This is a genomic window from Rhodococcus sp. NBC_00297 (assembly GCF_036173065.1).
In the GTDB taxonomy this organism is placed as follows: Bacteria; Actinomycetota; Actinomycetes; order Mycobacteriales; family Mycobacteriaceae; genus Rhodococcoides.
Window position 1 is genome coordinate 90,475 of record NZ_CP108041.1, and the last position, 25,317, is coordinate 115,791.

A 25,317-nucleotide genomic window follows, 5' to 3' on the forward strand; every position below is an offset into this window, starting at 1 on the left:
ACTACTCGACCAGCCGGGCGAGTGCTGCGGTGACCGAGCCCCACCCTTCCGCGAACCCGAGGCTCGCGTGACGATCGCGTGTCGTCGGATCTCCGTGACGGACGACGGCCCGGTAAGCAGTGCCGCGCGGGTGGTCGGTCAGCGTGATCTCCGCTGACATCGCGACCGGCTGCGGCGACGCGGGGCGCCACCCGCTGTCGAGAGTGTTGGTGAACACCAGCCGGGTGTCGGGCTCGACGACGAGGAACACGGCGTCGGTGTGGGGCACGAATGTCGTTCCGTCGTCGCTCATCTCGGTGACGAACGCCCCGCCCGGTCGCACCTCCAGGTGGTCCACCCGAGTGACGGTGGGTGCCGGTGTCCACCACTGTGACAGCAACGACGAGTTCGTCCATGCCTCCCTGATGCGGTGACGAGGAGCCGCGATGACGCGATCGAGTACGAGGTCGAGGGCAGGATCGATCGGGAGCGCGGTCATGAGTCTTCTTCCGTCGGAGTCGGGGAGGTGACGAGTTGTTCGAGCCGATCCGTGCGGCTCTCCCAGAGGTGTCGTTGATCGTCGAGCCAGTCCTGGACGAGGTCGAGTCGTTCCCTGTGCAGAGTGCACGTCCGGACGCGTCCTACTTTGGCCGTGCGAATGAGCCCGCTCGACTCGAGACTGCGGACGTGTTTGAGGAAGGTGGGAAGCGCGATCGGGAACGGCGCCGCCAGTTCACCGACGCTTGCCGGACCGGCACCGAGACGCCGGACGACTGCTCGCCGCGTCGGATCTCCGAGGGCGGTGAGCACGGCGTCGAGTTCTGCCGTATGGTTAGCCATAAGGGTAAGTATTACAGGCGATCCGGGGTGTGGCGCAACCGATGACTTTCGGGGTGCGCGTCGGTCAGAGTGTTCGTGGGCCGACCAGCGCCCACGGGGAACGAAGGAGTGCACATGCGCACGTTGATCGTCACCGCGTTCGTCTCGCTCGACGGCGTGATGGAGGCGCCTGGTGGAGAGGCCGGATACCGCAATGCGGGCTGGACCTTCACGGACGTCGAATTCGACGAGGCCGCGTACGAGATCAAGGGGCGGGAGCAGGGGGAGGCCGCCGCGCTGCTGCTCGGTCGCCGGTCCTACGAGGCGTTCGCGCCCGTGTGGCCCACGATGGAGGACTTCGCCGGATACAACGCCATGCCGCGGTACGTGGTCTCGACGACGCTCGACGATGATGATTCGCGTTGGCCTGCAACGGTTCTTCGATCACTCGACGACGTCGCCGCGCTGAAGGAGACCGAGGGCGGACCGATCCTCGTGCACGGGAGCGCGACGCTGGGACGTGCGTTGGCCGACGCCGGGCTGGTCGACAGGTACCACCTGCTGGTGTTCCCGTTGCTGCTCGGCGCCGGCCTGCGCCTGTTCAGCGACACGGACAAGGGCGCCACGGTGCTGACGCTCGTCGAGCACGAGGTCTACGGCAACGGTGTCCAGAAGCAGGTGTTCGATGTGCGCCGCTGACGGGGAAACGTCATGCGCACACTGAGATTCGCGATGAACACGAGTGTGGACGGTTACGTCGCGGCGCCCGATGGCGACCTCGGCTGGAGCGTGCCGAGCGACGAGGCGTTCCAGTGGTGGTCCGACCGCGTCGACTCGACGGGCCTCACGCTCTACGGGCGGAGGCTGTGGGAGGCGATGAACGCGCACTGGCCGACGGCCGATCGGCAGCCAGGGGCGACGCCCGCGCACGTCGAGTACGCCCGTCGGTGGCGCGACATGCCCAAGGTGGTGTTCTCGTCCACCCTGGACGCGGTGGAGGGCAACGCGCGGCTCGTCACAGGTGACGCCGTGGCGGAGATAGTCCGACTGAAGGCCGGCGACGGTGGGCCGATGGACATCGGCGGCGCCACACTGGCCGCGGCGGCGATGCGGGCCGGGCTGATCGACGAGTACGTGATCATGACGCACCCCGTTCTGGTGGGCGCCGGTACGCCGTTCTTCACGGTGCTCGACGAGTGGGCGGGCCTGGAGTTGGCGGAGACGCGGACGTTCTCGGGGGGACTGCACCTGATGAGGTACCTGACGCGGCAAGGGGTGGGAGATTCACAATAGTTGACATAATGTCGATTATCGGCACAATTTGGTATCACCTGGAACCCTGCCTGAGCGTCGCACGTCGACCGACGTACCGTCGGTCGACGAAGTCCTTCCTGTACCTCACAGGTAGTGAGCACGGAAGGCGAAGATCGTGACTGTGGAACGACGCGTACTGATCACCGGGGCCAGCATCGCCGGCCCGACCCTCGCGTACTGGCTCGCGAGGTCGGGTCGTGCCGTGACGGTCGTCGAGCGCGCTCCGTCGCCTCGGCTCGGCGGGCAGAACATCGACATTCGTGGTCCCGGCCGCGAGGTCGTACGCCGCATGGGTCTGGAGGACGCTCTCTTCGCCGCGACCACGACGGAACAGGGCACCCGGTTCGTCGATCGACGGGGCGCGACGATCGCGGCGTTCCCGGCCGGTACGGCGGACAGCGGAGGCGCGACGGCCGAGCTGGAGATCCTCCGCGGCGAACTCGCGCGCATCCTCGTCGACGCGTCGGGACCGGACGTCGAGTACCGCTACGGCGACCGGGTCGTGGGCTGCGATCAGGACGCCCACGGTGTCGACGTGACGTTCGAGCACGGCGCTCCCGAGCGCTACGACCTCGTGGTGTTCGCCGACGGAGTGCGGTCCGGGAGCCGGGAGATCGTCTTTCCCGGCGAGGCCGTCACGCGAGATCTCGGGCTGTTCACCGCCTACGGGGTGCTCCCCCGCACCTCGGACGACGATGCATGGTGGCGCTGGTACAACGCGACCGGCGGACGTGTGGCCGGCTTGCGCCCGGACAACCAGGGCACCACGCGCTTCAGCCTGTCCTGGTTGTCGGGGCCGACCGGCCTCGAGCGGGCAGGGCAGTCGGAGGTCGTCGCCGCCCTTCGGGCGACGTTCGCCGGCGCCGGCTGGGAGACTTCCCGCATCCTGGAGTCGCTCGATTCCGCCTCGGAGCTGTACGTCGACCGTCTCGCTCAGGTGCGCGCCCCACGGTGGTCGTCGGGCCGGGTCGCGATGGTGGGCGACGCGGCCTGGTGCGCGACTCCGGTGAGTGGGATGGGCACGACACTGGCGATCACCGGTGCCTACGTACTGGCCGCCGAACTCGCCCGCACCGATGATCACCGGGCCGCGTTCACGGCGTGGGACGCGCGGATGCGGCCCTTCGTCGACACGGTGCAGTCGCTGCCGCCGGGAACGCCGAGGCTGGCGCACCCGAAGACGGCAGTGGGGCTCGCGGTCTTCAACTCTGCTGTGCGACTGGCCGGTTCGGCGCCGGTGCGAGCGCTGGCCGGCAGGTTCGGCGGCTCGGACGACGCGAACCTCGATCTGAGCGACTACCGCTGACGCTGCTGGATGCGGATCAGGTTGCCCGCGGGATCACGCACCGCGCAGTCCCGGATCCCGTAGGGCTGGTCGGTCGGTTCCTGCACGATGTCGGCATCCGCGGCCTGGAGTGCATCGAAGGTCGCCTCGAGGTCGTCGCTCGCGAGCAGGATGCCGCCGTACGTGCCCTTGGCCATCATCTCGGTGATGGTGCGGCGCTCGTCCTCGGTGATGGCGGGGTCGACCGCGGGCGGTGTCAGAACGATGGCGGTGTCCGGCTGCCCGGGCGGGCCGACGGTGAGCCACCGCAGGTTCTCGTACCCGACGTCGAGGCGGACCTCGAAGCCGAGAAGGTCGCGGTAGAAGGCCAGTGCGGCCTCCGGATCGTCCTGCGGGAGGAAGCTGGAGGCGATGGTGAGTGTCATGGCGACGACACTAGGTTCGCCTTACGCGGTCCGCTTCTCGATTCCTGATCGGTCGGGTGACCACCTTCTCGACACACGACGGCGCGCCGGCCTCCGTGGACTGGTTCTGCTGCCGATACGTGGACGGGGACAGTCCGGTCAGTTCGGAGAACCGGGTGCTGAAGGTGCCCAGTGAGGAGCACCCCACGGTGAAGCAGATCTCCGTCACCGACCTCTCCGACCCCCGGAGCAGCGCCATGGCTCGTTCGATGCGCCGCGTCATCAGGTACGCGTAGGGCGACTCTCCGTACGCGGCGCGGAACTGCCGGCTCAGGTGCCCCGCGGACACGTGCGCGTCGCGCGCCAGGGTCTCGAGGTTCAGTGGCGTGGCGTACTCGCGGTCCATTCGATCCCGTACTCGACGGAGACGACGCAGATCGTCGAGGTGTCGCGAGTCCGCACCGGTGTCGGTCACGCGTCCTCCTCTCAGGAATGCCGCAGCAGTCCGTGCAGTGCGCGCATGCAGAGATCATGCACCTCGTCGGCCGAGATCGACTGCCGGTCCACCCAGTCCACGCACACGGCGCGAACGAACGACACCCACCCGGCCACGGCGACCCGAGTCACCTCGTCCGCGCCCTCGTCGGGTCCCAGAGCCGCCAGGATCCGCTGCTGCTGCGTCTCGAACTCGGCCGTGAGGATCGCCTGGATACCGACGTCGCCCGACATCGTTCCTCGATTGATGGCCCGTAGTCCGTGAGCGTGATCGGTGGAGTAGCGGATGTAGGCGCGCAGTCCGGCGGACACCTGGTGCTCGACGGGCAGCGTGGTGTCGGGAGCCGTGATCTCGACCATCCGAGCGGATTCGAGCCGGATGATGTCGGCGAAGAAATCCCTCTTGGACGAGAAGTAGTGATACATCAGCCCACGCGAGACGCCGGCCAGGTCGGCGACCTCCTCGATCCACACCTCGTCGTAGGGCCGTTCCGCGAACAGTCGTGACCCGATTTCGAGCAACTGGTGCCGACGCTGATCGGGTGACAGGCGTTTGCGGGGAGAGGTCATGACCTGCGCCATGTTACGGGACTGCTCGTGATACTTGACACGCGTTCAGTAGGGGGTACCGTCCGCTGTTGTATCCCGGTTCAGTACGCCGGCCACCCACGCGAAAGGGTCCGACCGTGGTCACCACGATCTCGTCCACTTCTCCGCTTCCCCATCCCCCTCGACGACTCCCGGTGCTGGGCGACGTGCTGGGCGTACACGCGAGCACCCCGGTGCAGGACTCGGTGGCGCTGGCCGCGCAGCTGGGCCCCATCTTCGAGCGGGTGGTCCTGGGGCGCCGGTTCGTGATCGTGTCGGGCGCCGATCTCGTGGAGGAACTCAGCGACGAGTCGCGGTTCGTCAAGCACGTGGCACCCGCGGTCGCCGGACTTCGCTCGATCGGCGGGGACGGACTGTTCACGGCGTACTCGCACGAACCGAACTGGCGCAAGGCCCACGATCTCCTCCGGCCGGCGTTCACGCAGTCGGCCATGCGGAGCTACCACGACATCATGGTGGACGTCGCCGGACAGCTGGTGTCGCACTGGTCGTCCCGTGATCGGGTCGACGTCTCCTCGGACATGACCAAGTTGACGCTCGAGACCATCGGCCGCACCGGGTTCAGCTACAGCTTCGACTCGTTCACCCGCGCCGAGACGCACCCGTTCGTCCGGGCCATGGTGCGGACCCTGCAGCACAACCAGCGCCGCGCACTGCTGCCGCTCCCCGTCGTCGGCGACCTGGTGTTCCGGCGTCGCGAACGGCGGAACGATGCCGACAAGGCCTTCATGGCCGAGTTGCTCGACGACATCGTGCGGGCCCGCCGGGACGGTGAGACGAGCGGCGACGGCGATCTGCTGGACATCATGCTCCAGGCGGCACGCGACGGTGATCCCAACGCGCTGGACGAGGTGAACATCCGGCATCAGATCGTCACCTTCCTCATCGCCGGACACGAGACGACCTCCGGCTCACTGTCGTTCGCCCTGTACTACCTGTCGAGGCATCCCGAGATGTGGGCTCGGGCGCGTGCGGAGGTGGACGAGGTGTGGGGTGCGGACACGCCGTCCTTCGAGCAGGTGGCGAAGTTGCGCTTCGTCCGACGGGTTCTCGACGAGGGACTGCGCCTGTGGCCGACGGCCCCCGGTTACGCGCGGGAGGCACGCCACGACACGACGGTCGGCGGGCGTCCCATGGCAGCGGGCGACTGGGCCCTGGTGCTCATCCCCGGTCTGCATCGCGATCCCGTATGGGGGCCGGATCCCGAGGTGTTCGACCCGGACCGCTTCCTGTCGGCGAACGTGCGGGCCAGGCCGCCGCACGCCTACAAGCCGTTCGGCACGGGCGAGCGTGCCTGCATCGGGCGCCAGTTCGCTCTCCACGAGTCGCTGCTGGTGCTGGGCACGATCCTCCAGACCTTCGACGTCGCTCCCGATCCGGGCTACGAGCTCGCCATCGAGGAACGCCTCACCCTCATGCCGGCCGGGTTCGAGCTCGAGGTGGCTCGGCGCGACCGCAGCTGACGTGAGGATCCCGCACACTGGTCCCATGCGATCGCGCGGCAAGATCATGGAGGCCACCCTCGAGGTGATCGCGGAGCACGGTTTCGACGGCGTCACCATCGCGGGTGTGTCCGCCGCTGCCGGGGTCTCCCGACAGACCGTGTACTCCATCTTCGGCACGCGCGAGGTGTTGGTGACCCGCACGATGGAGCATTTGGCGGTCGAGGTCATGACCGAGATCCGGTCGCGCCTCGACGGCCCGGAGACCGTGCGCGACTACGTCGTGGAGATGGTGATCGGTGGTCGGCGGGCGGTGCGCGACATTCCCGCGATGGGAGCGCTGCTGCGGTTGGACGGCATCAACCCGGTGCTGCATCCCGATGTCGTCCAGCACGCCATTCCCGTCGTGCGAGATCTACTGTCCCCGCTGACCGCACTCGACCCCCGGGTCGCGGCGGTGTTGGACGACATCGTCCTCATCACCACTCGTCTCGGACTGTCCGTCGTGCTCTTCGACGATCCGTCCATCGCGGACGACGACGACCTCCGCGCCTTCCTCCTGCGGTGGCTCCCGGCGTCGATGACCGTGCCGCCGGAGTGACGGGCTTCACCTCGTGACCTTGACACCTGGTGCCAGAACTGTCTAACTTCAGGGCGCCTGCCGGGGGGTCCGTGCAGCGGGAAGGAAGTCGATGACACTGTCACGCAGTCTGATCGTCGGAGCCGTGCTCGTGGCGTTGGTCGGTGTCGCACCCGCACTCGCCGACGCAGCCCCCGGTGACGACTTCTACTCCCCACCGACGGACGTCGCGGGTGCGCCGGGCACGGTGCTCCGCACCGAGCCGATGTCGCTCTTTCTCGCTGCGCCGGGAGTGGACGGTCGCTATCCCGCCACCGCGCAGCGCGTCATGTACACCTCGCGGACCGAGAACGACGAGCCCGTCGCGGTGACCGGAACGTTCATCGACTCGGCCGTTCCCTGGCGCGGCGTCGGCCCCAGACCCACCGTCGTGGTCGCTCCGGGGACGGTGGGGCAGGGCGACCAGTGCGCGCCGTCGCGGGCGTTCCCGCTCGGGCTGAACCTCACGACGGACCCCCTGTCCCTCTCGGCGAACCAGGAACTCGTGTCGTCGACGCTCTGGGGGTCGATGGGCGCGCGCGTCTTCGTGACCGACTACATCGGTCTCGGCACGCCGGGATTGCACACCTACGTCAACCGGCCGGAGGAGGCGCACGCGGTGCTCGACGGCGCGCGAGCGGCGAACGCGCTGGCGGGCGACCCCGACTCCCCCATCGGTCTCTGGGGCTATTCGCAGGGCGGCGGCGCCACCGCCGCCGCGGCCGAGTCGGCGGCGAGTTACGCACCGGAACTGAACATCAAGGGCACGTGGGCGGGCGCACCGACGGCCGACCTGCTCGACGTGCTGAACACGGTGGACGGCACTCTCATCGGCGGAGTCATCGGGTACGCACTGAACGGAGTCCTCGAGCGAAACCCGTCGTTGCGGGCCCGCGTCGAGGAGCGCGTCTCCGATCACGGCAAGACGGTGCTGAACGACCTGTCGACCCAGTGCATCGCCGACACGATCCTGACGTATCCGTTCCTGCGCACCGAGACGCTGACGAAGGACGGTCGCTCGATGTCCGAGAATCTGAGATCCGTGCCCGAGGCCGGTCCCATCTTCGAGAAGCTGCGTACCGGCACCCTGCGGCCGTCGGCCCCGGTGTTGATCACCAGCGGCATCAACGACGACACGGTGCCGTACGGGCAGGCGCGGGAGTTGGCGGAGGAGTGGTGCGGCCAGGGTGCGTCGGTGACGTTCCGGTCGAACCCGCTGCCGCCGATCCTGCCGGGTGCGGTGCTGCCCAACCACTTCGGTCCGCAGATCATCGACGGCTACGGCGGTGCGGCCGCGGCGTACCTGATGGACAGGTTCGCCGACGTACCCACCGAAGGGTGCGACATCGCCTGACGGTCGGTTCGGGTCACCGACCGCGGTCGGCTCGGTCATTGTCGCGGACGGCGATCAGCCATAGTGTCACCGATCACAGTGGATCATTCGGCTGACTGAGGGGTACACACATGACGGTCCAGCACTCTCCGGAACGCACCGCGGCACCGACGCCGTCCGACGGAGAGGTGCACGCGGCCGTCGCCCGCGCGCGTGACGCGGCACTGTGGTGGGGCGCTCTCGATTTCACGGATCGCAAGGGGTGGCTGCTCGAGTTCCGATCCAGGATCGCCCGGACGTCGGGGTCGCTCGTCGACACCGTGCGCGAGGAGACGGGCAAGCCGAAGGACGACGCTCTGCTCGAGGTCATGCTGGCGGTGGAGCATCTCACGTGGGCCGCGAAGAACGCGCGACGTGTCCTGCGGGAGCGGTCCGTCTTCCCGGGTCTGGTGAGCATCAATCACGCTGCCTCCGTGCGGTATCAACCGATGGGTGTCGTCGGCGTGATCGGCCCGTGGAACTATCCGGTCTACACACCGATGGGGTCGCTCGCGTACTCGATGGCCGCCGGCAACGCCGTCGTCTTCAAGCCCAGCGAGCTCACTCCCCGCACCGGCACCTGGCTGGCCGACGCCTGGGCGTCGCTGGCGGCGCCGCACCAGGTGCTCCAGACCGTCACCGGCGACGGTCGGGTCGGCGAGGCGCTGTGCCGCTCGGGAGTGGACAAGCTCGCCTTCACCGGGTCCACCGCGACGGCGAAGAAGGTCATGGCGGTGTGCGCGGAGACGCTCACGCCGATCGTGGTCGAGGGCGGCGGCAAGGACGCGCTCATCGTCGACGCCACCGCCGACCTCGAGGCCGCGGCGACCTTCGCCGCGTTCGGCGCCATGGGCAACGCGGGCCAGACCTGCGCGGGTGTGGAGCGCATCTACGTGGTCGAGGAGGTCGCCGATCGTTTCGTGGACATCCTGACCTCCCGTGTACGCGACCTCCGGGTCGGCGACGCGGACGATGCGCAGTACGGACGCATGACGTTGCCGAAGCAGGTCGACATCGTGCGGGACCAGGTCGAGGACGCCCTGGCGCGCGGTGGTCGCGCCGTCGTGGGCGGACTCGAATCCGTCCGGGCGCCGTACGTCGATCCCATCGTGCTGCTCGACGTGCCGGAGGACAGCTCGGCCGTCGCCGAGGAGACATTCGGTCCGACCGTGGTGGTCAACCGCGTCCGTGATCTCGACGAGGGCATCGAGCGGGCCAACGCCTCGAAGTACGGGCTGGGCGCGTCGGTCTTCACCGCGTCGAAGGCCGCGGCCGAGCGGGCGGCGGACCGGCTCCGCGTCGGAGTGGTGACGGTCAACTCCGTGCTGGGCTTCGCAGCGGTGGGCGCGCTGCCGTTCGGCGGAGTCGGCGACTCGGGCTTCGGACGGATCCACGGCGCCGACGGGTTGCGGGAGTTCTCCCGGGTGAAGTCGGTGACGAAGCAACGCTTCGCCGCCCCGCTGGGCCTGGTGACGATGACGCGCAAGCGACGCGACGTCGCGGTCGCGCGCCTGTTGCTGACCAAGGTCTACGGGCGATGACCACCCTCCCCCGGCCGCGCTTCGGGCGGTTCGGGTGGGTGCGGGTGATCGACGAGCTGGATCCGGTGGCGGACGCGGCCACCGTCCTCAAGATCACGGCGGGCTGCGAGTTTCCCTGGGACTACCAGCGCGCGTTGGAGTTCGCGCTGTTCCGCACGTACTGCGTGCCCACCATCTCGGCGTTGCTCCGCAGGACGGGAGAGTTCGAGCACCGCCCCCAGAAGCGGTACGACGACACCGCACTGCTGATGTCGGAACTCGTGGAACACGGGTACGACTCCGAGCGCGGGCGCGCGTCGCTCCGCGCGGTCAACCGCATGCACGCGCGCCACGACATCTCGAACGACGACATGCTGTACGTGCTCTCCACCTTCGCGTTCGATCCGCTGGACTGGATCGACCGCTACGGGTGGCGGCGCCTGCATCCGCACGAACGGATCGCGAGCGTCGCGTTCTACCGCGAGGTCGGGATCCGGATGGGCATCCGGGAGATTCCCGCGTCGACAGCCGACTTCCACGCCTTCAAGGTGCGGTACGAGCGCGAGCGGTTCGTCTACTCCGACGACAACAGGGCCATCGGCGAGTACACCCGCGACCTGCTGGCGTCGTGGTACCCGCGCCCGGTCCGCTCCGCGGTGCGCGGCGCCGTGCTGTCGATGATCGATCAGGACATGACCCGCGCCTTCGGGTTCGGCGACCCGATTCCCGCCGTGCGCCCGGCACTCGAGTCGGCGCTGCAGGCCCGAGGCCGCGTGGAGCGTCTGCTGCCCAAGCGGACGGCATCGCGGTCGGCGCAGGATCCGCGCAACCGGACGTACCCCGGGTATCCGCAGGGCTACCACCCGAGCGACCTGGGTGTCTGATCAGGATCAGCGCAGTCGTTCCGCGTCCTTGGCCAGGGTGACCAACCGGTCGCAGAGTTCGGCGAGTTCGGCCGCGTCGGCGCCCTCCGCGACGGCCGTGGCCACGTCCTCGGCGGCGCACCGGACTCCGAACGCGCGATCGGCGGCGGCACCGGCCTCGGCCTCCGTGAGCACCACGGCGTCGTCCGCGACGACGGTGTCCTTCAGCGACGTCCGCTGTTCGTAGGCACGCTGACGGCAGGACTGACGGCAGTACCGTCGGCGCCGGCCCGCAGCGCCCTCGACCACCGGCCGACCGCACCACAGACACGTGCTCGGGCGCCGTGCGCGGGACCGACCGATCCCACCGTCCACAGTCCCGGATTCACCCCGCATCGACCCGACGATACCGACGTGCGCGGACTCTGCCGCATCACCGGTTAGAATGGGGTGTTCGCGTGCGGGAACGTTCCGCGCACCACGCGCGTTGAATTCGACGGACGCGACATGCGTACCACGATCGAGAGAGGACTCCACCATGGCAGATCGCGTTCTACGAGGTAGTCGACTCGGAGCGGTGAGCTACGAGACCGATCGCGACCACGACCTCGCGCCCCGGCGCATGGCTCGATACCGGACGGACAACGGCGAGGAGTTCGACGTTCCCTTCGCCGACGACGCCGAGCTGCCCGGCACCTGGCTCTGCCGCAACGGTCTCGAGGGCAGTCTGATCGAGGGCACCGCGCCCGAGGCCAAGAAGGTCAAGCCCCCGCGCACCCACTGGGACATGCTGCTCGAGCGGCGTTCGGTGGAGGAGCTCGAGGAACTGCTCAAGGAGCGGATGGATCTGCTCAAGGCGAAGCGTCGCGGCGCCGGAGTCTGACCGCCTCTCCCCTGTCGTCACCGAGGGCCCCGGAGCATCTGCTCCGGGGCCCTCGGTGTGTCTCGGGTCCGTCCGAGATCAGCGCAGGTGCTGCGCGACGATCGGTCCGATGATCGCGAGTGCCTGCGGATCGGTCATCGCGGAGTGTGCGACCGGCACCGCGTGATCGTGGATGGCACCGCGGACGTGTCGACGCCAGGCCGAGGCGGTCCGCCGTACGTCGTTCCGATTCACCTCGTCCTCGGTCGCGGTGAAGAACAGCACGTCGCAGTCCACGACGCCCGGTGAGTACCCGTGCGCCAGCGAGGTCCCGTTCACGTAGCCCGCGTACAGCCGCTCGAGGGTGTCGACGGTCATCGCCGCCATCGGACCACCCTCGGACCGCAGCGCGGCCGCAGCCTCCGCGACCGTCGGTTCCACGCCTGCCGGCAACTCGTGGCCGGTGAACTCCTCGATGAGATCCCGCACCGACGGTGTCGACTCGAGGTACTCGTCGGCGAGCACGTAGCTGTCGAGCATGGTCAGCGTCGCGACGCTCTCCCCCACCCGCTGCAGCTCGACGGTCATCGCGTGGGCGATGAGGCCGCCGAGCGACCAGCCCAGCAGGTGGTACGGACCGTGCGGCTGGATCGACCGGATCTCGCGAACGTAGTACCGGGCCAGCTCTTCGACCGTGTCGAACTCCTCGGTGCGTCCCGAGACGACGGGTGACTGCAGGCCGTACACCGGCTGATTCGAGTCGAGGTGGGCGAGCAGACCGCTGTAACTCCAGGACAGTCCGAACGCCGGATGGATGCAGAACACCGGTGACGCGGAACCCTGCGGGCGCAGCGGCAGCAGCATGTCCAGTGACGCCGTGGCCGTCGCCGCGACCTCGTCCGCCGACAGATGCGCGGTGTCGTCGATGCGCGCGGCGAGAGCTGCCGGCGTGGAGTCGGTGAACAACCATTGCATCGGAACCGTCGTGCCGAGGGTCTCCTCGAGTCGAGCGACCACGCGCGTCCCCACCAGCGATGTGCCGCCGAGTTCGAAGAAGCTGTCGTCGAGTCCGACTCCGGCCACCCCCAGGATCTCCTCGTAGACAGCGCAGACGGCGCGCTCGGTCGCGGTGCCCGGATCGCGATGCTCGCCGGTGACGGCGAACTCCGGAGCGGGCAGCGCTCGCCGATCGAGCTTGCCGACGGAGGTCAGCGGCAGCTCGTCCAGCAGCATGATCGACTGCGGCACCATGTAGCCGGGCAGTCGCTCCTGCAGATGGCGACGCAGCGACGCCGTGTCGACCGACGATTCCCGGTGCGGCAGGACGTAGGACACCAGCACGGTGTCCCCCGAGGGCAGGACGTGGCCCATCGTGGTCGCGAAGTCCACGCCGTCGTGCACGTCGAACGCGGCGTCGATCTCACCCAGCTCGATGCGGAACCCGCGGATCTTGACCTGATGATCGGTCCGGCCCACGTAGGACAGGGTCGGGTCGCCGTCGGCGGACTCGCGCCAGCGCACCAGGTCACCGGTGCGGTAGAGGCGCTCACCCGGCTTGCCGTGCGGATCGGCGACGAACCGCGACGACGTCAACGCCGTGCGCCCGAGGTATCCGCGAGCGAGTTCCGGTCCGGCGAGGTACAGCTCGCCGACGACGCCGAACGGCACCGGTTGCAGCTGGCGGTCGAGGACCTGCGCCGCGACACCACGGATCGGTCCACCGATCGTGACCGGACCCTTGGGCACCATCGGCGCACTCATCGTCGTGACGATGGTCGTCTCCGTCGGCCCGTACACGTTGTACAGCGAGCGTCCCGGAGCCCAGCGCTCCACCAGTTCCGGTGGGCACGCCTCGCCGCCGACGAGGATGTGTCGCAACGACGTCGCGCTCGCCGGGTCCGCGGTCGACAATGCCGCGGTCGTGATGAAGGCGTGCGTGATGCGTTCCGATCCCAACAGGTCGCCCAGTTCGCGGCCGCCGTAGACCCCGGGCGGTGACACGACGAGTGTCGCGCCGGATCCGTACGCGAACAGCTGATCCATGACGGCGGCGTCGAAACTCGGTGTCGCGAAGTGCAGCACGCGCGCCGTCTCGTCGACCTCGAATCGATCGCGCAGCTCGCCGGCGAAGTTCGACAGGCCGGAGTGGGTGACGACGACGCCCTTCGGTGTCCCGGTCGACCCCGAGGTGTAGATGACGTACGCGGGGTGCACGAGAGCGATGGGTCCGAGAAGCTCTGCGGGCGTGAGGGGTTCGTCGGACGTACGAGCCAGCTCGGCCAGGGTGTCCGCGTCGTCGAGCACGAGCCACCGTGTCGACGAGACTCCGTCCACGGCCGCCAGGTGCTCCGCGGTCGTCAGTCCCCACGTGGTCGCCGAGTCCGTCAGCATGTGACGGACGCGGTCGGCCGGGTAGTGCGGGTCGACCGGGACGAAGGCGCCGCCGGCCTTCGCGACGGCCAGGACCGCGACGAGGGAGTCGAAGGATCGCGTGAAGCCCAGGGCCACCAGTGATTCCGGTCCGACACCGCGCCGGACGAGAGCTCGGGCCACCGTGGTCGAACGTCGGTCGAGCTCGCCGTAGGTGATGTGGGCGCCGAGGTACTCCGCCGCGATGCGGCCGGGAACCCGGCGTGCGGTCTGTTCGAACACCTCGGACAGGGTCAGCGACGGATCGGGATCGGTCTCGCCGCCGTGCACGGGCACCAGATGGGCTCGCTCCTGCGAGGTCAACATCTCGACGCTGCCGACGCTGCGGTCGGGTTCGGTGGCCAGGACGCCCAACACGCCCACCAGACGATCGAGCATGGTGCTCACGGTGGCGGCGTCGAACAGATCGGTCGCGTAGTCGGCGGTGACGGTCAGCCCGGCCGGCTCCCGGTCGTCGGTGCGCCGGTCGGTGACCGTGAACTGGATGTCGAACTTGGCGACGGCGACGTCCACCTCGGCCGCGTCGACGGTCACCTCGCCCATGCGTGCAGTCGTCGGAACGTCGTCCTGCAACGACAACATGATCTGGAACAACGGGTGATGGCTCGTGCTGCGCTGTGGGTGCAGCACGTCCACCAGACGTTCGAACGGAACGTCGGGGTGCGCGAACGCGTCCAGATCGACCGCGCGCACGTGCTGCAACGCCTCGGTCAGCGACGCGGTCGGCGAGACCCGCGTGCGCAGGACCAGCGTGTTGACGAACATTCCGACCAGCGCGTCCAGTGCCTGGTCGCCGCGGCCGGCAACCGCGGTACCGACGGACGTGTCGAAGCGGCCGGCGAGACGGCCGAGCACGACGGCGAGGGCGGTGTGGACGGCCATGAACAGCGTCGCGTTCTCCCGCCGCGCAAGGTCGACGAGCCGCCGGTGCGTGTCGACACCCACCGTGGTGGTGACCACCCCGCCCCGGTGAGACGGCACGCTCGGCCGCGGACGGTCGGTGGGGATGTCGATACGGTCGGGAGCTCCGGTCAACGCCGCCGTCCAGTACGCGAGTTGCGTCGAGACGAGGCTCGACGGGTCGTCCTCGGAGCCGAGCCGGTCACGCTGCCACAGCGTGTAGTCCGCGTACTGCACCGTCAGTGGCTCCGTCGCGGGTGCCGTGCCGGTGGACCGCGCGGTGTAGGCGGTGAGCAGGTCGGCGGCGAGCGGCGCCAGCGACCAGCCGTCCGCGGCGATGTGGTGCAGCGTGACGACGAGGACGTGCTCGTCCCCGGCCGCCACCTCGAGCAGGTCCACCCGCAGGGGCGCCTGCGTGGTCACGTCGAACCCGCGGGCCGCGCTCGTGACGATCGCGGCCGTCACCGCGGAGGGCTCGGTCACGACGGGCTCCAGCGCCACCGGCACCTCGTGCGCAGGCAGGATCTCCTGGTGCGGGCCCTCGGGCGAGTCCGGGTACACGGTCCGGAGCACCTCGTGGCGGTCGACGAGGTCGCGCAGCGCGGCCTCCAGCGCGGCGCTGTCGAGCGGTCCCGTCAGGCGCACCGCGAAGGGCACGTTGTACGCCCCCGACGCCCGGTCGAACCTGTTGAGGAACCACAGGCGTTGCTGCGCCGAGGACAGCGGGATCCGGTCGGGTCGAGGCCGTGCCTCGAGAGCGGGGCCGGCGGACTCGGCGAGCCCGTCGATGTGCGCGGCGAGGGCTGCGACCGTCGGGTGCTCGAAGAGTGCCCGGACCGGAACCCGAACGCCGCGAGTGGAACCCAGGCGGGAGGCGACCTGTGTGGCCAACAGGGAGTTGCCACCGAGTGCGAAGAAGCTGTCGTCGCGTCCGACCTCGACGTCGAGGTCCAGCACTGCCGCTACGATCTCGGCGACGGCCCGCTCGGTCTCGGAGGCCGGCGCGTCGTGAGTGCGGTCGACGGCCACGACGACCGGGGCGGGAAGCGCCCGCACGTCCAGCTTGCCGACGGGAGTGAGAGGGATGCGCTCGAGAACCGTCATCGATGCCGGCACCATGTGGCCGGGCAGGACGGAGCGGACGCCGCCCGTGACCGCGTCGACATCGATGTCGTGTCCGGTGGCGGCGACGACGTAGGACGCCAGCGAGGCGCGACCGGAGGCATCGGTGTACACCAGAGTGTGCGCGAAGCCGACGGACGGGTCCCTCGTCAGTGCGGCGTCGATCTCACCGAGCTCGATGCGGAATCCGCGGATCTTGACCTGGGTGTCCGAGCGTCCGACGTAGTCGAGCCGGCCGTCCGCAGTCCACCGCACGACATCGCCGGTGCGGTACATCCGCTCCCCCGCTGTGCCGTACGGATCGGCCACGAACCGGCCCGCCGTCAGTCCCGCGCGGTCGAGGTAGCCGCGAGCGACGCCGACACCCGACAGGTACAGCTCACCCGTGACGCCGACCGGCACCGGATGCAGACGCGCGTCGAGCACCACGGCGCGGACTCCGGCGATGGGCGTACCGATGGTGACCGGTTCGTCGGCACGCAGTTCCGCGATGGCGGCGACGATGGTCGCCTCCGTCGGGCCGTACCCGTTGTACAGCGAACGTCCGACCGACCAGCGCCGCACCAGGTCCGCGGAGCACGTGTCGCCGCCCACCACCACGGTGGTGAGACTCGGCAGTGATCCGGCGGCGACGTCGACGGTCGCGAGCGCGGCCGGGGTGACGAAGGCGTGCGAGACCGACTCGCGGTCGATCAGTTCGGCCAGTTCCGCGCCGCCGTAGACGTCGCTCGGGGCGACGACGACGGTGGAGCCGGCGCCCATCGCCATCAGGATCTCGAGCACCGACGCGTCGAAGCTCGGCGAGGCGAAGTGCAGGGTCCGCGATGTTCCGGTGATGCCGAACGTCGTGCGCTGCACCTCTGCGAACGAGGAGAGTCCCGAGTGCGTCACGGCGACGCCCTTGGGCATTCCCGTCGATCCGGAGGTGTAGATGACGTAGGCCGGATGGTCGACACGCAGCGTGGACGTCCGGTCACGGTCGGTGACGGGTTCCGTCGACCGGGTCGCGATGTCGGCGACGGTGGCCGGGTCGTCGAGCACGATCCAGTCGACGTCCCGTCCTGCCGCCGGGCGGTCGGCCACGGTGCAGACACCGAGGTCGGCCCCGCTGTCGGTGAGCATGTGGTCGATGCGGTCCGCCGGGTAGCGCGGATCGACGGGGACCCAGGCCGCGCCTGTCATCGCCACGGCGAGCATCGCCGCGACGGACTCCGCCGACCGGGTGAGCGCCAGGGCGACGACGCGCTCGGGTCCGGCTCCGCGTTCGAGCAGGACCCGGGCGAGACGGGTGGCGTCGGCATCGAGCTCGGCGTACGTGCGCGACCGCCGAGCCGTGACGTCGACGCCGTGGGACGGATCATGCACCAGCGCAGTGGTGTTCGCGTTCTCCCGCGCGACGGCGGCCCACAGGTCGGGCAGCAGTACCGGTGCGCCGGGACGCTCGCCGGCCCGTGTCGTCAGCTCGCGGGACTCCTGATGGGACAGGAGTTCGATGTCGCCCACGGTCACCGACGGGTCTCGGGCCACCGTGGTGAGCACGGCGCTGACACGGTCCGCGAAGGCGGCGATGGTGCTCTCGTCGTAGAGATCGCGCGTGTAGGTGACGCGGAACCGCCACGACCGCTCACCGTCGGCGTCGGTGCTCTCCGTGACGGCGAGCTCGACGTCGAACTTGCTGCGCTGCAGGTCGATCTCCGACGCGGTGACGGTGAGACCGTCGAGTTCGCCGCTGGTGACACCGTCGGACTGGAAGGCCAGCACGACCTGCACGAGCGGGTGCCGACCGGCCGTCCGCGACGGCGACAGAGCGTCGACCAGACGCTCGAACGGCAGGTCCGCGTGGGCGAACGCGTCGAGATCGGTGCTGCGGACCCGGCCGAGAAGGTCGGCGAAGGTGTCGGACGGCGCCACGTCGGAGCGCAGGACAAGAGTGCCGACGAACATGCCGACCAGCTCGTCCAGTGCGCGATCGCGTCGGCCGGCGATCGGGGTGCCGATCACCACGTCCCGGGTGTCGGCGAGCCGAGCGAGCGTGACCGCGAGTGCGGCGTGCATCGCCATGAACGTGGTGCTGCCCCGGCGCTCGGCGACGGCCGACAGTGCGGTCATCACGGCCGGATCGACGGCGAACTCGTGGACGCCGGCCCGGTGGGACGGCGCCGCCGGGCGGACGCGGTCGCCGGGCAGGGTGCACTCGTCCGGAAGGTCGGCGAGAGTGTCGGTCCAGAAGGAGAGGTCGCGGTGTGCCCGGCTCTCCGGGTCGGCCTCGTCACCGAGCACGGCCCGCTGCCACAGGGTGAAGTCGCTGTACTGCACCGGAAGTGGGGTCCACTGCGGGGCAGCTCCCCGGATGCGGGCGGCGTAGGCGACCATGACGTCGCGGGTCAGCGGTCCGAGGGACCACCCGTCCGCGGCGATGTGGTGCACGACGAGACCGAGCACGTGCTCCGTCTCGGAGATCGACAGAAGAGTGGTGCGCAGCGGGGTCTCGACCGTGAGATCGAACCCGCGACGGGCGAACCGTGTCAGCGCCTCCGCGACGTCGTCGCGGTCCACGACGGTCGTTGTGAGCGGTACGGGTGCTGCCGGTGCGACGACCTGGTGCGGTCCGTGATCGCTCTCGGGGAACACGGTCCGCAGGCTCTCGTGCCGTTCCACCACGTCGGCCAACGCCAGTGCCATCGCGGGGCCGTCGAGGACGCCGTCCAGGTGCACCGAGAACGAGATGTTGTAGGCGTCGGAGGTGGGGTCGAAGCGATTGAGGAACCAGAGCCGTTGCTGCGGCGACGACAGCGGAATCCGGTCCGGACGGCTCGCCGCCGGGATCGCGACGAGCGGGATCCGCGACGCCGCACCGCTGTCGGCGTCGAGGTGAGCCGCGAGCGCCTCGACGGTCGGGGCCTCGAAGAGAGTGCGCACCTCCACCTCACGGCTCAGCGCGGCGCCGATCGCACTGGTGACACGGGTCGCCATCAACGAGTTGCCACCGGCGTCGAAGAAGCTGTCGTCCAGACCGACCCGGGGCACCGTGAGGACGTCCGCGAACACGCGGGCGACGGTCCACTCGGTCTCGGTGCGGGGCTCGCGGTACGCCGCCTCCGTCGTCTCCGGTGTGGGCATGGGCAGCGCGCGGCGATCGAGCTTGCCCGACGGGGTGAGGGGCACCTCGTCGAGCACGACCACCGCGGACGGCACCATGTACCCGGGCAGGGTGCGGCGGGCGTGCTCGAGCACCGGTTCGGTTCCGGCGGCGCCAGGCGCGAGCGTGAGGTGCGAGACCAGGCGGGCGTCGGCCCGGCCCGCGTTCTGCACGCTCGTGACGGAGAACGTGACCGACGGATGACGCTGGAGCACCGCGTCGATCTCGGCGAGTTCGATGCGGTGACCCCGCACCTTGACCTGGTCGTCGGCTCGGCCGCGGAACACCAGTTCGGTTCCCGCGGTGGTGGTCACGGCGGCGACGACGTCGCCGGTGCGGTACATACGGTCACCCGGCGTGCCGAACGGATCGGCGACGAAGCGGGTGGAGGTCAGCGGCAGGCGCCCGAGGTACCCGCGGGCCAGCGCCGGCCCGGACAGGTAGAGCTCGCCGGGAACTCCGGGGACCACCGGGCGCAGACGACGATCGAGCACCCGCACGTCGACACCGCGGCGCGGGGCGCCGATGGTGACGGGCGAGCCGGGTGCCATCGGCGGTGTCAGGGTCGCGACGACGGTGGCCTCGGACGGCCCGTACAGGTTGAGCATGCGGCGGCCGGGCGCCCACCGTTCGACGAGGGCGGGACTGCAGACGTCGCCGCCGACCCCGACGAAGGTCAGAGCGTCGAGGTCCGCAGGGTCCACCGTCTCGAGAGCAGCAGGGGTGACGAAGGCGTGGGTCACCCGCTGATCACGCAGCAGTGCGGTGAGGCGGTCGCCGCCGTAGACGTCGGTACCGGCGACCACGACGGTCGCGCCCGCGGCGAATCCCATGAGCAGTTCCAGGATCGAGGCGTCGAAACTCGGCGAGGCGAAATGCAGTGTGCGCGATCGCGGTCCGACTCGGTAGGTCGCCACCTGCTCGCGGGCGAAGTCGGCGAGGCCGCGGTGCGGCACCACGACCGCCTTGGGGGTGCCCGTGGATCCGGACGTGAAGATGAGGTATGCCGGGTTCTCCGGGCGCACCCGTACGGGCAGTGCCGCCGAGGACTCGTCGGATCGGTGATCGACGGTGACCCACCGGACCGCGACGGGCAGTGCGGCTCCCGCGGCAGCGATGCCGAGGGACGCGGCGACGTCGGTGACCATGCGCTCGATGCGGTCCGCCGGGTAGCGCGGATCCACCGGGAGGAAGGCGGCGCCGGTCTTCGTCACGGCCCAGGTCGCGACGATCGAGTCGATCGAGCGCTCGAGGCACACGGGCACGATCGATTCCGGGCCGACTCCCTCGGCGATCAACGCGTGCGCCAGAAGGTCCGACGCGTCGTCGAGTTCGCCGTACGTGACGGAGCCGTCCGCCGTGACGACGGCGGTGGCGGACGGATCGCGCCGCGCGGCCGAGACGAGGATGTCGGCGAGCGACGAGGTGGGCCCGGCTGCCGCGCCCACGAGGACGGCAGGAGCGTCGGTGGACGTGGACAGATCGATGTCGCCGATCGCTCGGGTGGGATCCGCCGCGACCGATCGCATGACGGACACCAGTCGCTGCGCCATCGTCGCGGCTGTCGCGTCGTCGAACAGATCGCGGGCGTAGCCCAGGCGCGCATCGACCCCGTCGGGCCGACCGTCGACCGTGGTGCGCTCCGAGAGCTGCAGTGTGAGGTCGAACTTGGCTGTGCCGGAGTCGATTTCGGCGACCTCGACATCCAGTCCGGCCATCTCGACGCGGACCGGCGCGAGGTTCTCGAAGGAGAGAACGACCTGGAACAGCGGGTGGCGCGACGTCGAGCGTTCCGGTGCCACCGCGTCGACGACACGCTCGAACGGGACGTCCGCGCGGGCGAACGCCTCGAGGTCGTGATCGCGTACCTCGCGGAGGAGGTCGGTGAACGGGACGTGCGGCGCGGGCGTCGACCGCAGCACCAGTGTGTTGACGAACATGCCGACGAGTCCGTCGAGCGCGCGGTGGCCGCGACCGGCGATGGGCGACCCGATCGCGACGTCGTCCGAGTCCGCGAGCCGTCCCAGCAGCGCGGACAGTGCCGCGTGCAACACCATGAACAGGCTGGCCGAGGTGTCCGATGCGAGCACGAGGAGCTGCTGGTGCAGATCGGCGTCGATGTGGAAGTCGTGGGCGCCGCCGCGGTGCGACGGTGCAGCGGGACGGGGGCGATCCGTCGGCAGCTCGAGCGTGTCGGGCAGGCCGTCCAACCGCGCGGTCCAGTAGTCGATCTGACTGCGCTGGATCGAGGTCGGATCGTTCTCGTCTCCGAGTGCGGCGTGCTGCCAGAGCGTGAAGTCCGCGTACTGCACGTCGAGCGGTGCCCACAGCGGCGCACTCCCCTGCGTCCGCGCAGCGTAGGCGGTCATGACATCGGTCGCGAGGGGGCCGAAGGAGAACCCGTCCGACGCGATGTGGTGCAGCACCACGGCCAGCGTGTGCGACGTCGGCGAGGTGCGGAACAGGCGGACACGGACCGGGTGCTCCCGCGTGACGTCGAATCCGTGAGACGCGAACTCCCGCACGGTGTCGGCCAGCGCCGAGTCGTCGGTGTGGATCGGCGCGAGGTCGTGGTGCGCGGGGTCCTGCACCACCTGGTGCGGACCGTCGGCGGAGTCGGGATACACGGTGCGCAGCGTCTCGTGGCGCTCCAGAACGTCGGCGAGCGCGACAGTCAGAGCGTCCGCGTCGAGGTCGCCGTGCAGCGTGATGGCGAACGGCATGTTGTACGCCGGGGACGCCGAGTCGAACCGGTTCAGGAACCACAGTCGCTGTTGGGCGAGCGAGAGGGGAATGCGATCCGGGCGAGGTCCTGCGACCAGCGGCGGCCCGGTGGTGACCACGGGCGCATGGGCGACGCGATCCGCCAGACGTGCCACGGTCGGCGCCTCGAAGAGGTCCTTGATGCCCACGTCGGCACCGAGCTCGGCGCTGATGCGGGAGACCACGCGCGTGGCCAGCAGCGAGTTGCCGCCGATCTCGAAGAAGCTGTCGTGGACACCGGGAACGGGGACGTCCAGCACGTCGGCGATGGTCTCGGCGATGCGTCGCTCGACCTCTGTGCGCGGCGGCACCGAGGGCACGTCGGCCCGGCGGCGCACCGGTTCCGGCAGTGCCTTGCGGTCGACCTTGCCGTTGGCGCTCAACGGAAGTGCGTCGAGAACGATCACCAGCGACGGCACCATGTAGGACGGGAGGCGGTCGGCGACGGTCGCGGCGACAGCGCGGACCTCGACGCTCGCCGCGTCGGTGCCGGGCTCGGGTGCGACGTACGCGACGAGCGTGGTCTCGCCGCGCTCGTCGACGTGGGCCACGGCCACCGCGTGGTGCACGGCGGGATGCGCGACCAGAGCCGCCTCGACGTCGCCGAGCTCGATCCGCAGTCCGCGGATCTTGACCTGGAAGTCGGTGCGGCCCAGGTACTCGACGGCGCCGTCGGCCCGCCAACGCGCCAGGTCGCCGGTGCGGTACATGCGGGTGCCGTGCGCCGACAGCGGGTCGGCGACGAACCGGTCGGCGCTCAGATCGGGCCGACCGACGTAGCCACGGGCGAGCTGGTCGCCCGCGAGGTAGAGCTCGCCCGCCGTTCCCACCGGAACCGGCTCGAGCCGGGCGTCGAGGATCTGCAACGCGGTGTTCCACACCGGCCGTCCGATCGGCACCGTGACGGCGTCGGCGTCGGTCACTTTCCAGTAGGTGACGTCGACGGCGGCCTCGGTCGGCCCGTAGAGGTTGTGCAGCGCGGACCCGGTGAGCGAGCGGAATGCCGATGCCGTCTCCGCGGGCAGTGCCTCACCGCTGCAGAACACCTGACGCAGGTCACCGAGCCGGGCGTCGGACGCGCGCAGTTCAGCGACGAAGGCGCTGAGCATCGAGGGCACGAAATGTGCCGTGGTGACGCCTGATCCGGCGATGATCGAGGCGAGGTAGCGCGGGTCGCGATGCCCGTCGGGCTCCGCGATCACCAGGCGGGCGCCGACCTGGAGCGGCCAGAAGAACTCCCACACCGAGACGTCGAACGTCGCCGGAGTCTTCTGCAGCACGGCGTCGTCGGCGCCGAGGTAGTACTCGTTCTGCATCCACAGCAGTCGGTTGACGATCGCCTGGTGCGACACCCCGACACCCTTGGGGCGGCCCGTGGAACCCGACGTGAAGATCACGTACGCCAGCGAATCGGGTCGCAGAGTCGCCGTGCGTTCACTGTCGCCGACCGGTGTGTCGGCGAGTCCGGCGAGATCGAGCGTGTCGACGTCGACGCGCGCAGCGGTGTCGGGCAGGACGACACCCTGCGTGGACACCGTCAGCACGCACGCGGGCCGGGCGGTGTCGAGGACGTGGCCGAGACGCTCGGCGGGATGATCGGGGTCGAGCGGTACGTAGGCGCCGCCGGCCTTCTCGATCGCGTACATCGCGACGACGAGGTCGAGCGAGCGCTGCATGGCCAGGCCCACGAGCACGTCGGGTCCGACGCCGCGGGCGATCAACGCCCGCGCCAGGCGGGACGAGCGACGATCGAGTTCCGCGTACGTCAGTGCGGTGCCGGCGAACTCCAGGGCCGTCGCGTCCGGGGTGCGCCGCACCTGTGCGTCGAACAGCGCGGGCAGCGTGGTCCGCGGAACGCTCACGGCTGTGTCGTTGAACTCGGTGACCACACGGTCGTACTCGTCGGGCAGCACGACGTCGAGACCGGAGACGCGAGTTCGTGCCCCGCGTCCCAGGAAGTTCTCGAAGAAGGCGAGGAACCGCCGATGATGGGCAGCGAGGGTGTCCTCGTCGTACAGCGACGGGTTGCCCTCGAAGTCGATGTTCAGCGAGTTGCCGCCGCTGTTGTAGACGTTGAAGGTGAAGTCCTCGATGGGACCGCTGGAGAGCAGGTGCAGCCGGCCCACCAGATCGCCCAGACCGACGGTCCAGTCGAACAGCATGATGTTCACCATGGGTCCGAAGAACCCGCGGTGCATGGTCGAGCTGCCGTGGTCGCGGCGGATGTCCTCGTGGCGGTATTTCTGGTGGCGCAGCGCACCGGTGATCTCGAGGGTCACCGACGACACCAGGTCGCCGATGTTCATGTCGGGCGAGATGTGCACGCGGATCGGTACGACGTTGGACACCATGCCGCCCGAGCGGCGCAGCGCCGCGGTGGTGCGGACGGACACCGGCAGACTCATGACGACGTCGGCGCGCCCGGTGACCCGGTGCAGGTAGGCGGCGAAGGACGCGGCCACGACGGCAGCGGCACTGGCGTCGAATCGCTCCTCCGCGGAGGTGAGCATGTCGCCGACGGTCTCGTCGGTGACACCGTTGAGTCGCAGGCGACTCGGCGCGGCCGGGGCGGTGCGATCGGCGAGGGAGAAGGTGTCCGGCAGACCCTGGAGCGTGTCCTGCCAGAAGGCGCGGTCGGTCTCGAACCTGGTGGAGGTGCGGTACGCGCGTTCTGCCGCGTAGAGCGTGGCCAGGTCGCCGGCCTTGCTGTCCGGGGTGGGAACACCGGCCTGCTCGTTGGTGTACAGCTCGGCGACGCGCTTCATGGCGGTGACGGCGCCGTATCCGTCACCGGCGATGTGGTGCATGCGGGTGTACCAGAAGTAGCGGTGGTCCTCGACGCGGAAGACGACGTTGACGGTCAGCGGATCGCGGTCCAGATCGACCGGGGAGCGCATCTCCTTCTGCATCCAGGCCAGGGCCGCGGCGATCGGGTCCGCCTCGGACCGGACGTCGAGCCGAGTGGTGCGCACGGTGGCTGCCGGGTCGACGACCTGATACGGCTGACCGTCGATCTCCACGAGCCTGATCTCGCCGGACTGGAGTTCCGCGGCCGCGCGGGCACCCACGCGTTCGAGCAGGTCGATGTCGAGGTCACCCTGCACGTCGACGTACTGCGCGACGGTGAGGGGAACCTCGGGAGCGAGCTTCTGGGCGAACCACAGGCTGGCCTGCGCCGGGGAGAGCGGGAAGGGATCGGACGCTGTCCGGTTCACGGTAGGTGTCGTGTCGGCCGGTTCGGTGGTTCTCGGTGCGCTGTCCGACGTCGTCATCGTTCGCTCCTCCTCGTCGGTCCCGTGGCCGAGGAGCGGTCCTGCTCCCCGGGCTGTGCGAGACGACGCACACTTCCACCGAACGGACGCAGAGAGCGTCGACGCCGC

Annotated in this window: 16 protein-coding genes; 9 read left to right on the forward strand and 7 right to left on the reverse strand. The window is 69.7% G+C overall.

What is annotated here, in order from left to right; all coding sequences use genetic code 11:
- Position 1: 1 nt before the first annotated feature.
- Together OG947_RS00430 and OG947_RS00435 are read right to left on the reverse strand one after the other, a co-directional pair.
- On the reverse strand, positions 2 to 478 hold the full coding sequence (locus OG947_RS00430; RefSeq protein WP_328812878.1) for an SRPBCC domain-containing protein: 477 nt from the start codon (positions 476 to 478) through the stop codon (positions 2 to 4).
- Entirely contained in the window at positions 475 to 819 is a 345-nt protein-coding gene (locus OG947_RS00435) for an ArsR/SmtB family transcription factor (RefSeq protein ID WP_056444493.1), read from the reverse strand. The genes OG947_RS00430 and OG947_RS00435 overlap by 4 nt, the downstream gene beginning before the upstream one ends.
- A gap of 114 nt (positions 820 to 933) precedes the next feature.
- Here OG947_RS00435 and OG947_RS00440 point away from each other — a divergent pair, with 114 nt between their 5' ends.
- The 3 genes from OG947_RS00440 to OG947_RS00450 all read left to right on the forward strand — a co-directional run bounded on the left by OG947_RS00440 (position 934) and on the right by OG947_RS00450 (position 3,418).
- Positions 934 to 1,497 (forward strand): dihydrofolate reductase family protein, encoded by a 564-nt coding sequence (locus tag OG947_RS00440; RefSeq protein WP_222631219.1) that lies wholly within the window; start codon positions 934 to 936, stop codon positions 1,495 to 1,497.
- A gap of 12 nt (positions 1,498 to 1,509) precedes the next feature.
- A complete protein-coding gene (locus OG947_RS00445) occupies positions 1,510 to 2,091 on the forward strand; it encodes a dihydrofolate reductase family protein (RefSeq protein WP_328812879.1) in 582 nt (193 codons plus the stop codon).
- A 136-nt stretch (positions 2,092 to 2,227) separates the two neighbouring features.
- Complete coding sequence (locus OG947_RS00450; protein ID WP_328812880.1) at positions 2,228 to 3,418, forward strand: FAD-dependent monooxygenase; 1,191 nt, start codon at positions 2,228 to 2,230, stop codon at positions 3,416 to 3,418.
- Here the strand turns inward: OG947_RS00450 and OG947_RS00455 are convergent.
- The 3 genes from OG947_RS00455 to OG947_RS00465 form a co-directional block, all read right to left on the reverse strand.
- Positions 3,409 to 3,822 (reverse strand): VOC family protein, encoded by a 414-nt coding sequence (locus tag OG947_RS00455; protein ID WP_027505395.1) that lies wholly within the window; start codon positions 3,820 to 3,822, stop codon positions 3,409 to 3,411. The genes OG947_RS00450 and OG947_RS00455 overlap by 10 nt on opposite strands.
- A gap of 10 nt (positions 3,823 to 3,832) precedes the next feature.
- The gene (locus tag OG947_RS00460; protein WP_442973112.1) at positions 3,833 to 4,207 is read right to left on the reverse strand and encodes a helix-turn-helix transcriptional regulator; all 375 of its coding nucleotides are present in this window, start codon (positions 4,205 to 4,207) and stop codon (positions 3,833 to 3,835) included.
- An 80-nt stretch (positions 4,208 to 4,287) separates the two neighbouring features.
- Positions 4,288 to 4,866, reverse strand: a complete 579-nt coding sequence (locus OG947_RS00465) for a TetR/AcrR family transcriptional regulator (protein ID WP_328812882.1) — start codon at positions 4,864 to 4,866, stop codon at positions 4,288 to 4,290.
- 116 nt (positions 4,867 to 4,982) lie between these two features.
- On the opposite strand from OG947_RS00465, the gene OG947_RS00470 reads away from it, so the two are divergent.
- From OG947_RS00470 to OG947_RS00490, 5 genes are all read left to right on the forward strand, one after another.
- Entirely contained in the window at positions 4,983 to 6,368 is a 1,386-nt protein-coding gene (locus tag OG947_RS00470; protein WP_027505392.1) for a cytochrome P450, read from the forward strand.
- Positions 6,369 to 6,393: 25 nt separating this feature from the next.
- A complete protein-coding gene (locus OG947_RS00475) occupies positions 6,394 to 6,948 on the forward strand; it encodes a TetR/AcrR family transcriptional regulator (RefSeq protein ID WP_328812884.1) in 555 nt (184 codons plus the stop codon).
- Positions 6,949 to 7,039: 91 nt separating this feature from the next.
- Positions 7,040 to 8,320 (forward strand): lipase family protein, encoded by a 1,281-nt coding sequence (locus tag OG947_RS00480; RefSeq protein ID WP_328812885.1) that lies wholly within the window; start codon positions 7,040 to 7,042, stop codon positions 8,318 to 8,320.
- 110 nt (positions 8,321 to 8,430) lie between these two features.
- On the forward strand, positions 8,431 to 9,879 hold the full coding sequence (locus tag OG947_RS00485; protein WP_056444508.1) for an aldehyde dehydrogenase family protein: 1,449 nt from the start codon (positions 8,431 to 8,433) through the stop codon (positions 9,877 to 9,879).
- Positions 9,876 to 10,742 (forward strand): oxygenase MpaB family protein, encoded by an 867-nt coding sequence (locus tag OG947_RS00490; protein WP_328812886.1) that lies wholly within the window; start codon positions 9,876 to 9,878, stop codon positions 10,740 to 10,742. Before OG947_RS00485 ends, OG947_RS00490 begins: the two co-directional genes overlap by 4 nt.
- Positions 10,743 to 10,748: 6 nt before the next feature.
- Here OG947_RS00490 and OG947_RS00495 read toward each other — a convergent pair whose 3' ends face one another.
- Positions 10,749 to 11,117 carry a hypothetical protein gene (locus tag OG947_RS00495; protein WP_056445139.1) on the reverse strand — a complete coding sequence of 123 codons (369 nt, stop codon included), beginning with the start codon at positions 11,115 to 11,117 and terminating at the stop codon, positions 10,749 to 10,751.
- A gap of 142 nt (positions 11,118 to 11,259) precedes the next feature.
- On the opposite strand from OG947_RS00495, the gene OG947_RS00500 reads away from it, so the two are divergent.
- Positions 11,260 to 11,604, forward strand: coding sequence for an RNA polymerase-binding protein RbpA (locus OG947_RS00500; RefSeq protein WP_027505388.1), 345 nt, complete (start codon positions 11,260 to 11,262; stop codon positions 11,602 to 11,604).
- 78 nt (positions 11,605 to 11,682) lie between these two features.
- Here the strand turns inward: OG947_RS00500 and OG947_RS00505 are convergent, their stop codons facing one another.
- Complete coding sequence (locus tag OG947_RS00505; RefSeq protein WP_328812887.1) at positions 11,683 to 25,209, reverse strand: non-ribosomal peptide synthetase; 13,527 nt, start codon at positions 25,207 to 25,209, stop codon at positions 11,683 to 11,685.
- Positions 25,210 to 25,317 lie beyond the last annotated feature (108 nt).

Bases quoted from the DNA above. Each gene is read 5' to 3' on its own strand.
- OG947_RS00430 (WP_328812878.1), bottom strand. From the start codon at position 478: ATGACCGCGCTCCCGATCGATCCTGCCCTCGACCTCGTACTCGATCGC.
- OG947_RS00435 (WP_056444493.1), bottom strand. From the start codon at position 819: ATGGCTAACCATACGGCAGAACTCGACGCCGTGCTCACCGCCCTCGGA.
- OG947_RS00440 (WP_222631219.1), top strand. From the start codon at position 934: ATGCGCACGTTGATCGTCACCGCGTTCGTCTCGCTCGACGGCGTGATG.
- OG947_RS00445 (WP_328812879.1), top strand. From the start codon at position 1,510: ATGCGCACACTGAGATTCGCGATGAACACGAGTGTGGACGGTTACGTC.
- OG947_RS00455 (WP_027505395.1), bottom strand. From the start codon at position 3,822: ATGACACTCACCATCGCCTCCAGCTTCCTCCCGCAGGACGATCCGGAG.
- OG947_RS00460 (WP_442973112.1), bottom strand. From the start codon at position 4,207: ATGGACCGCGAGTACGCCACGCCACTGAACCTCGAGACCCTGGCGCGC.
- OG947_RS00465 (WP_328812882.1), bottom strand. From the start codon at position 4,866: ATGACCTCTCCCCGCAAACGCCTGTCACCCGATCAGCGTCGGCACCAG.
- OG947_RS00475 (WP_328812884.1), top strand. From the start codon at position 6,394: ATGCGATCGCGCGGCAAGATCATGGAGGCCACCCTCGAGGTGATCGCG.
- OG947_RS00480 (WP_328812885.1), top strand. From the start codon at position 7,040: ATGACACTGTCACGCAGTCTGATCGTCGGAGCCGTGCTCGTGGCGTTG.
- OG947_RS00485 (WP_056444508.1), top strand. From the start codon at position 8,431: ATGACGGTCCAGCACTCTCCGGAACGCACCGCGGCACCGACGCCGTCC.
- OG947_RS00490 (WP_328812886.1), top strand. From the start codon at position 9,876: ATGACCACCCTCCCCCGGCCGCGCTTCGGGCGGTTCGGGTGGGTGCGG.
- OG947_RS00495 (WP_056445139.1), bottom strand. From the start codon at position 11,117: ATGCGGGGTGAATCCGGGACTGTGGACGGTGGGATCGGTCGGTCCCGC.
- OG947_RS00500 (WP_027505388.1), top strand. From the start codon at position 11,260: ATGGCAGATCGCGTTCTACGAGGTAGTCGACTCGGAGCGGTGAGCTAC.
- OG947_RS00505 (WP_328812887.1), bottom strand. From the start codon at position 25,209: ATGACGACGTCGGACAGCGCACCGAGAACCACCGAACCGGCCGACACG.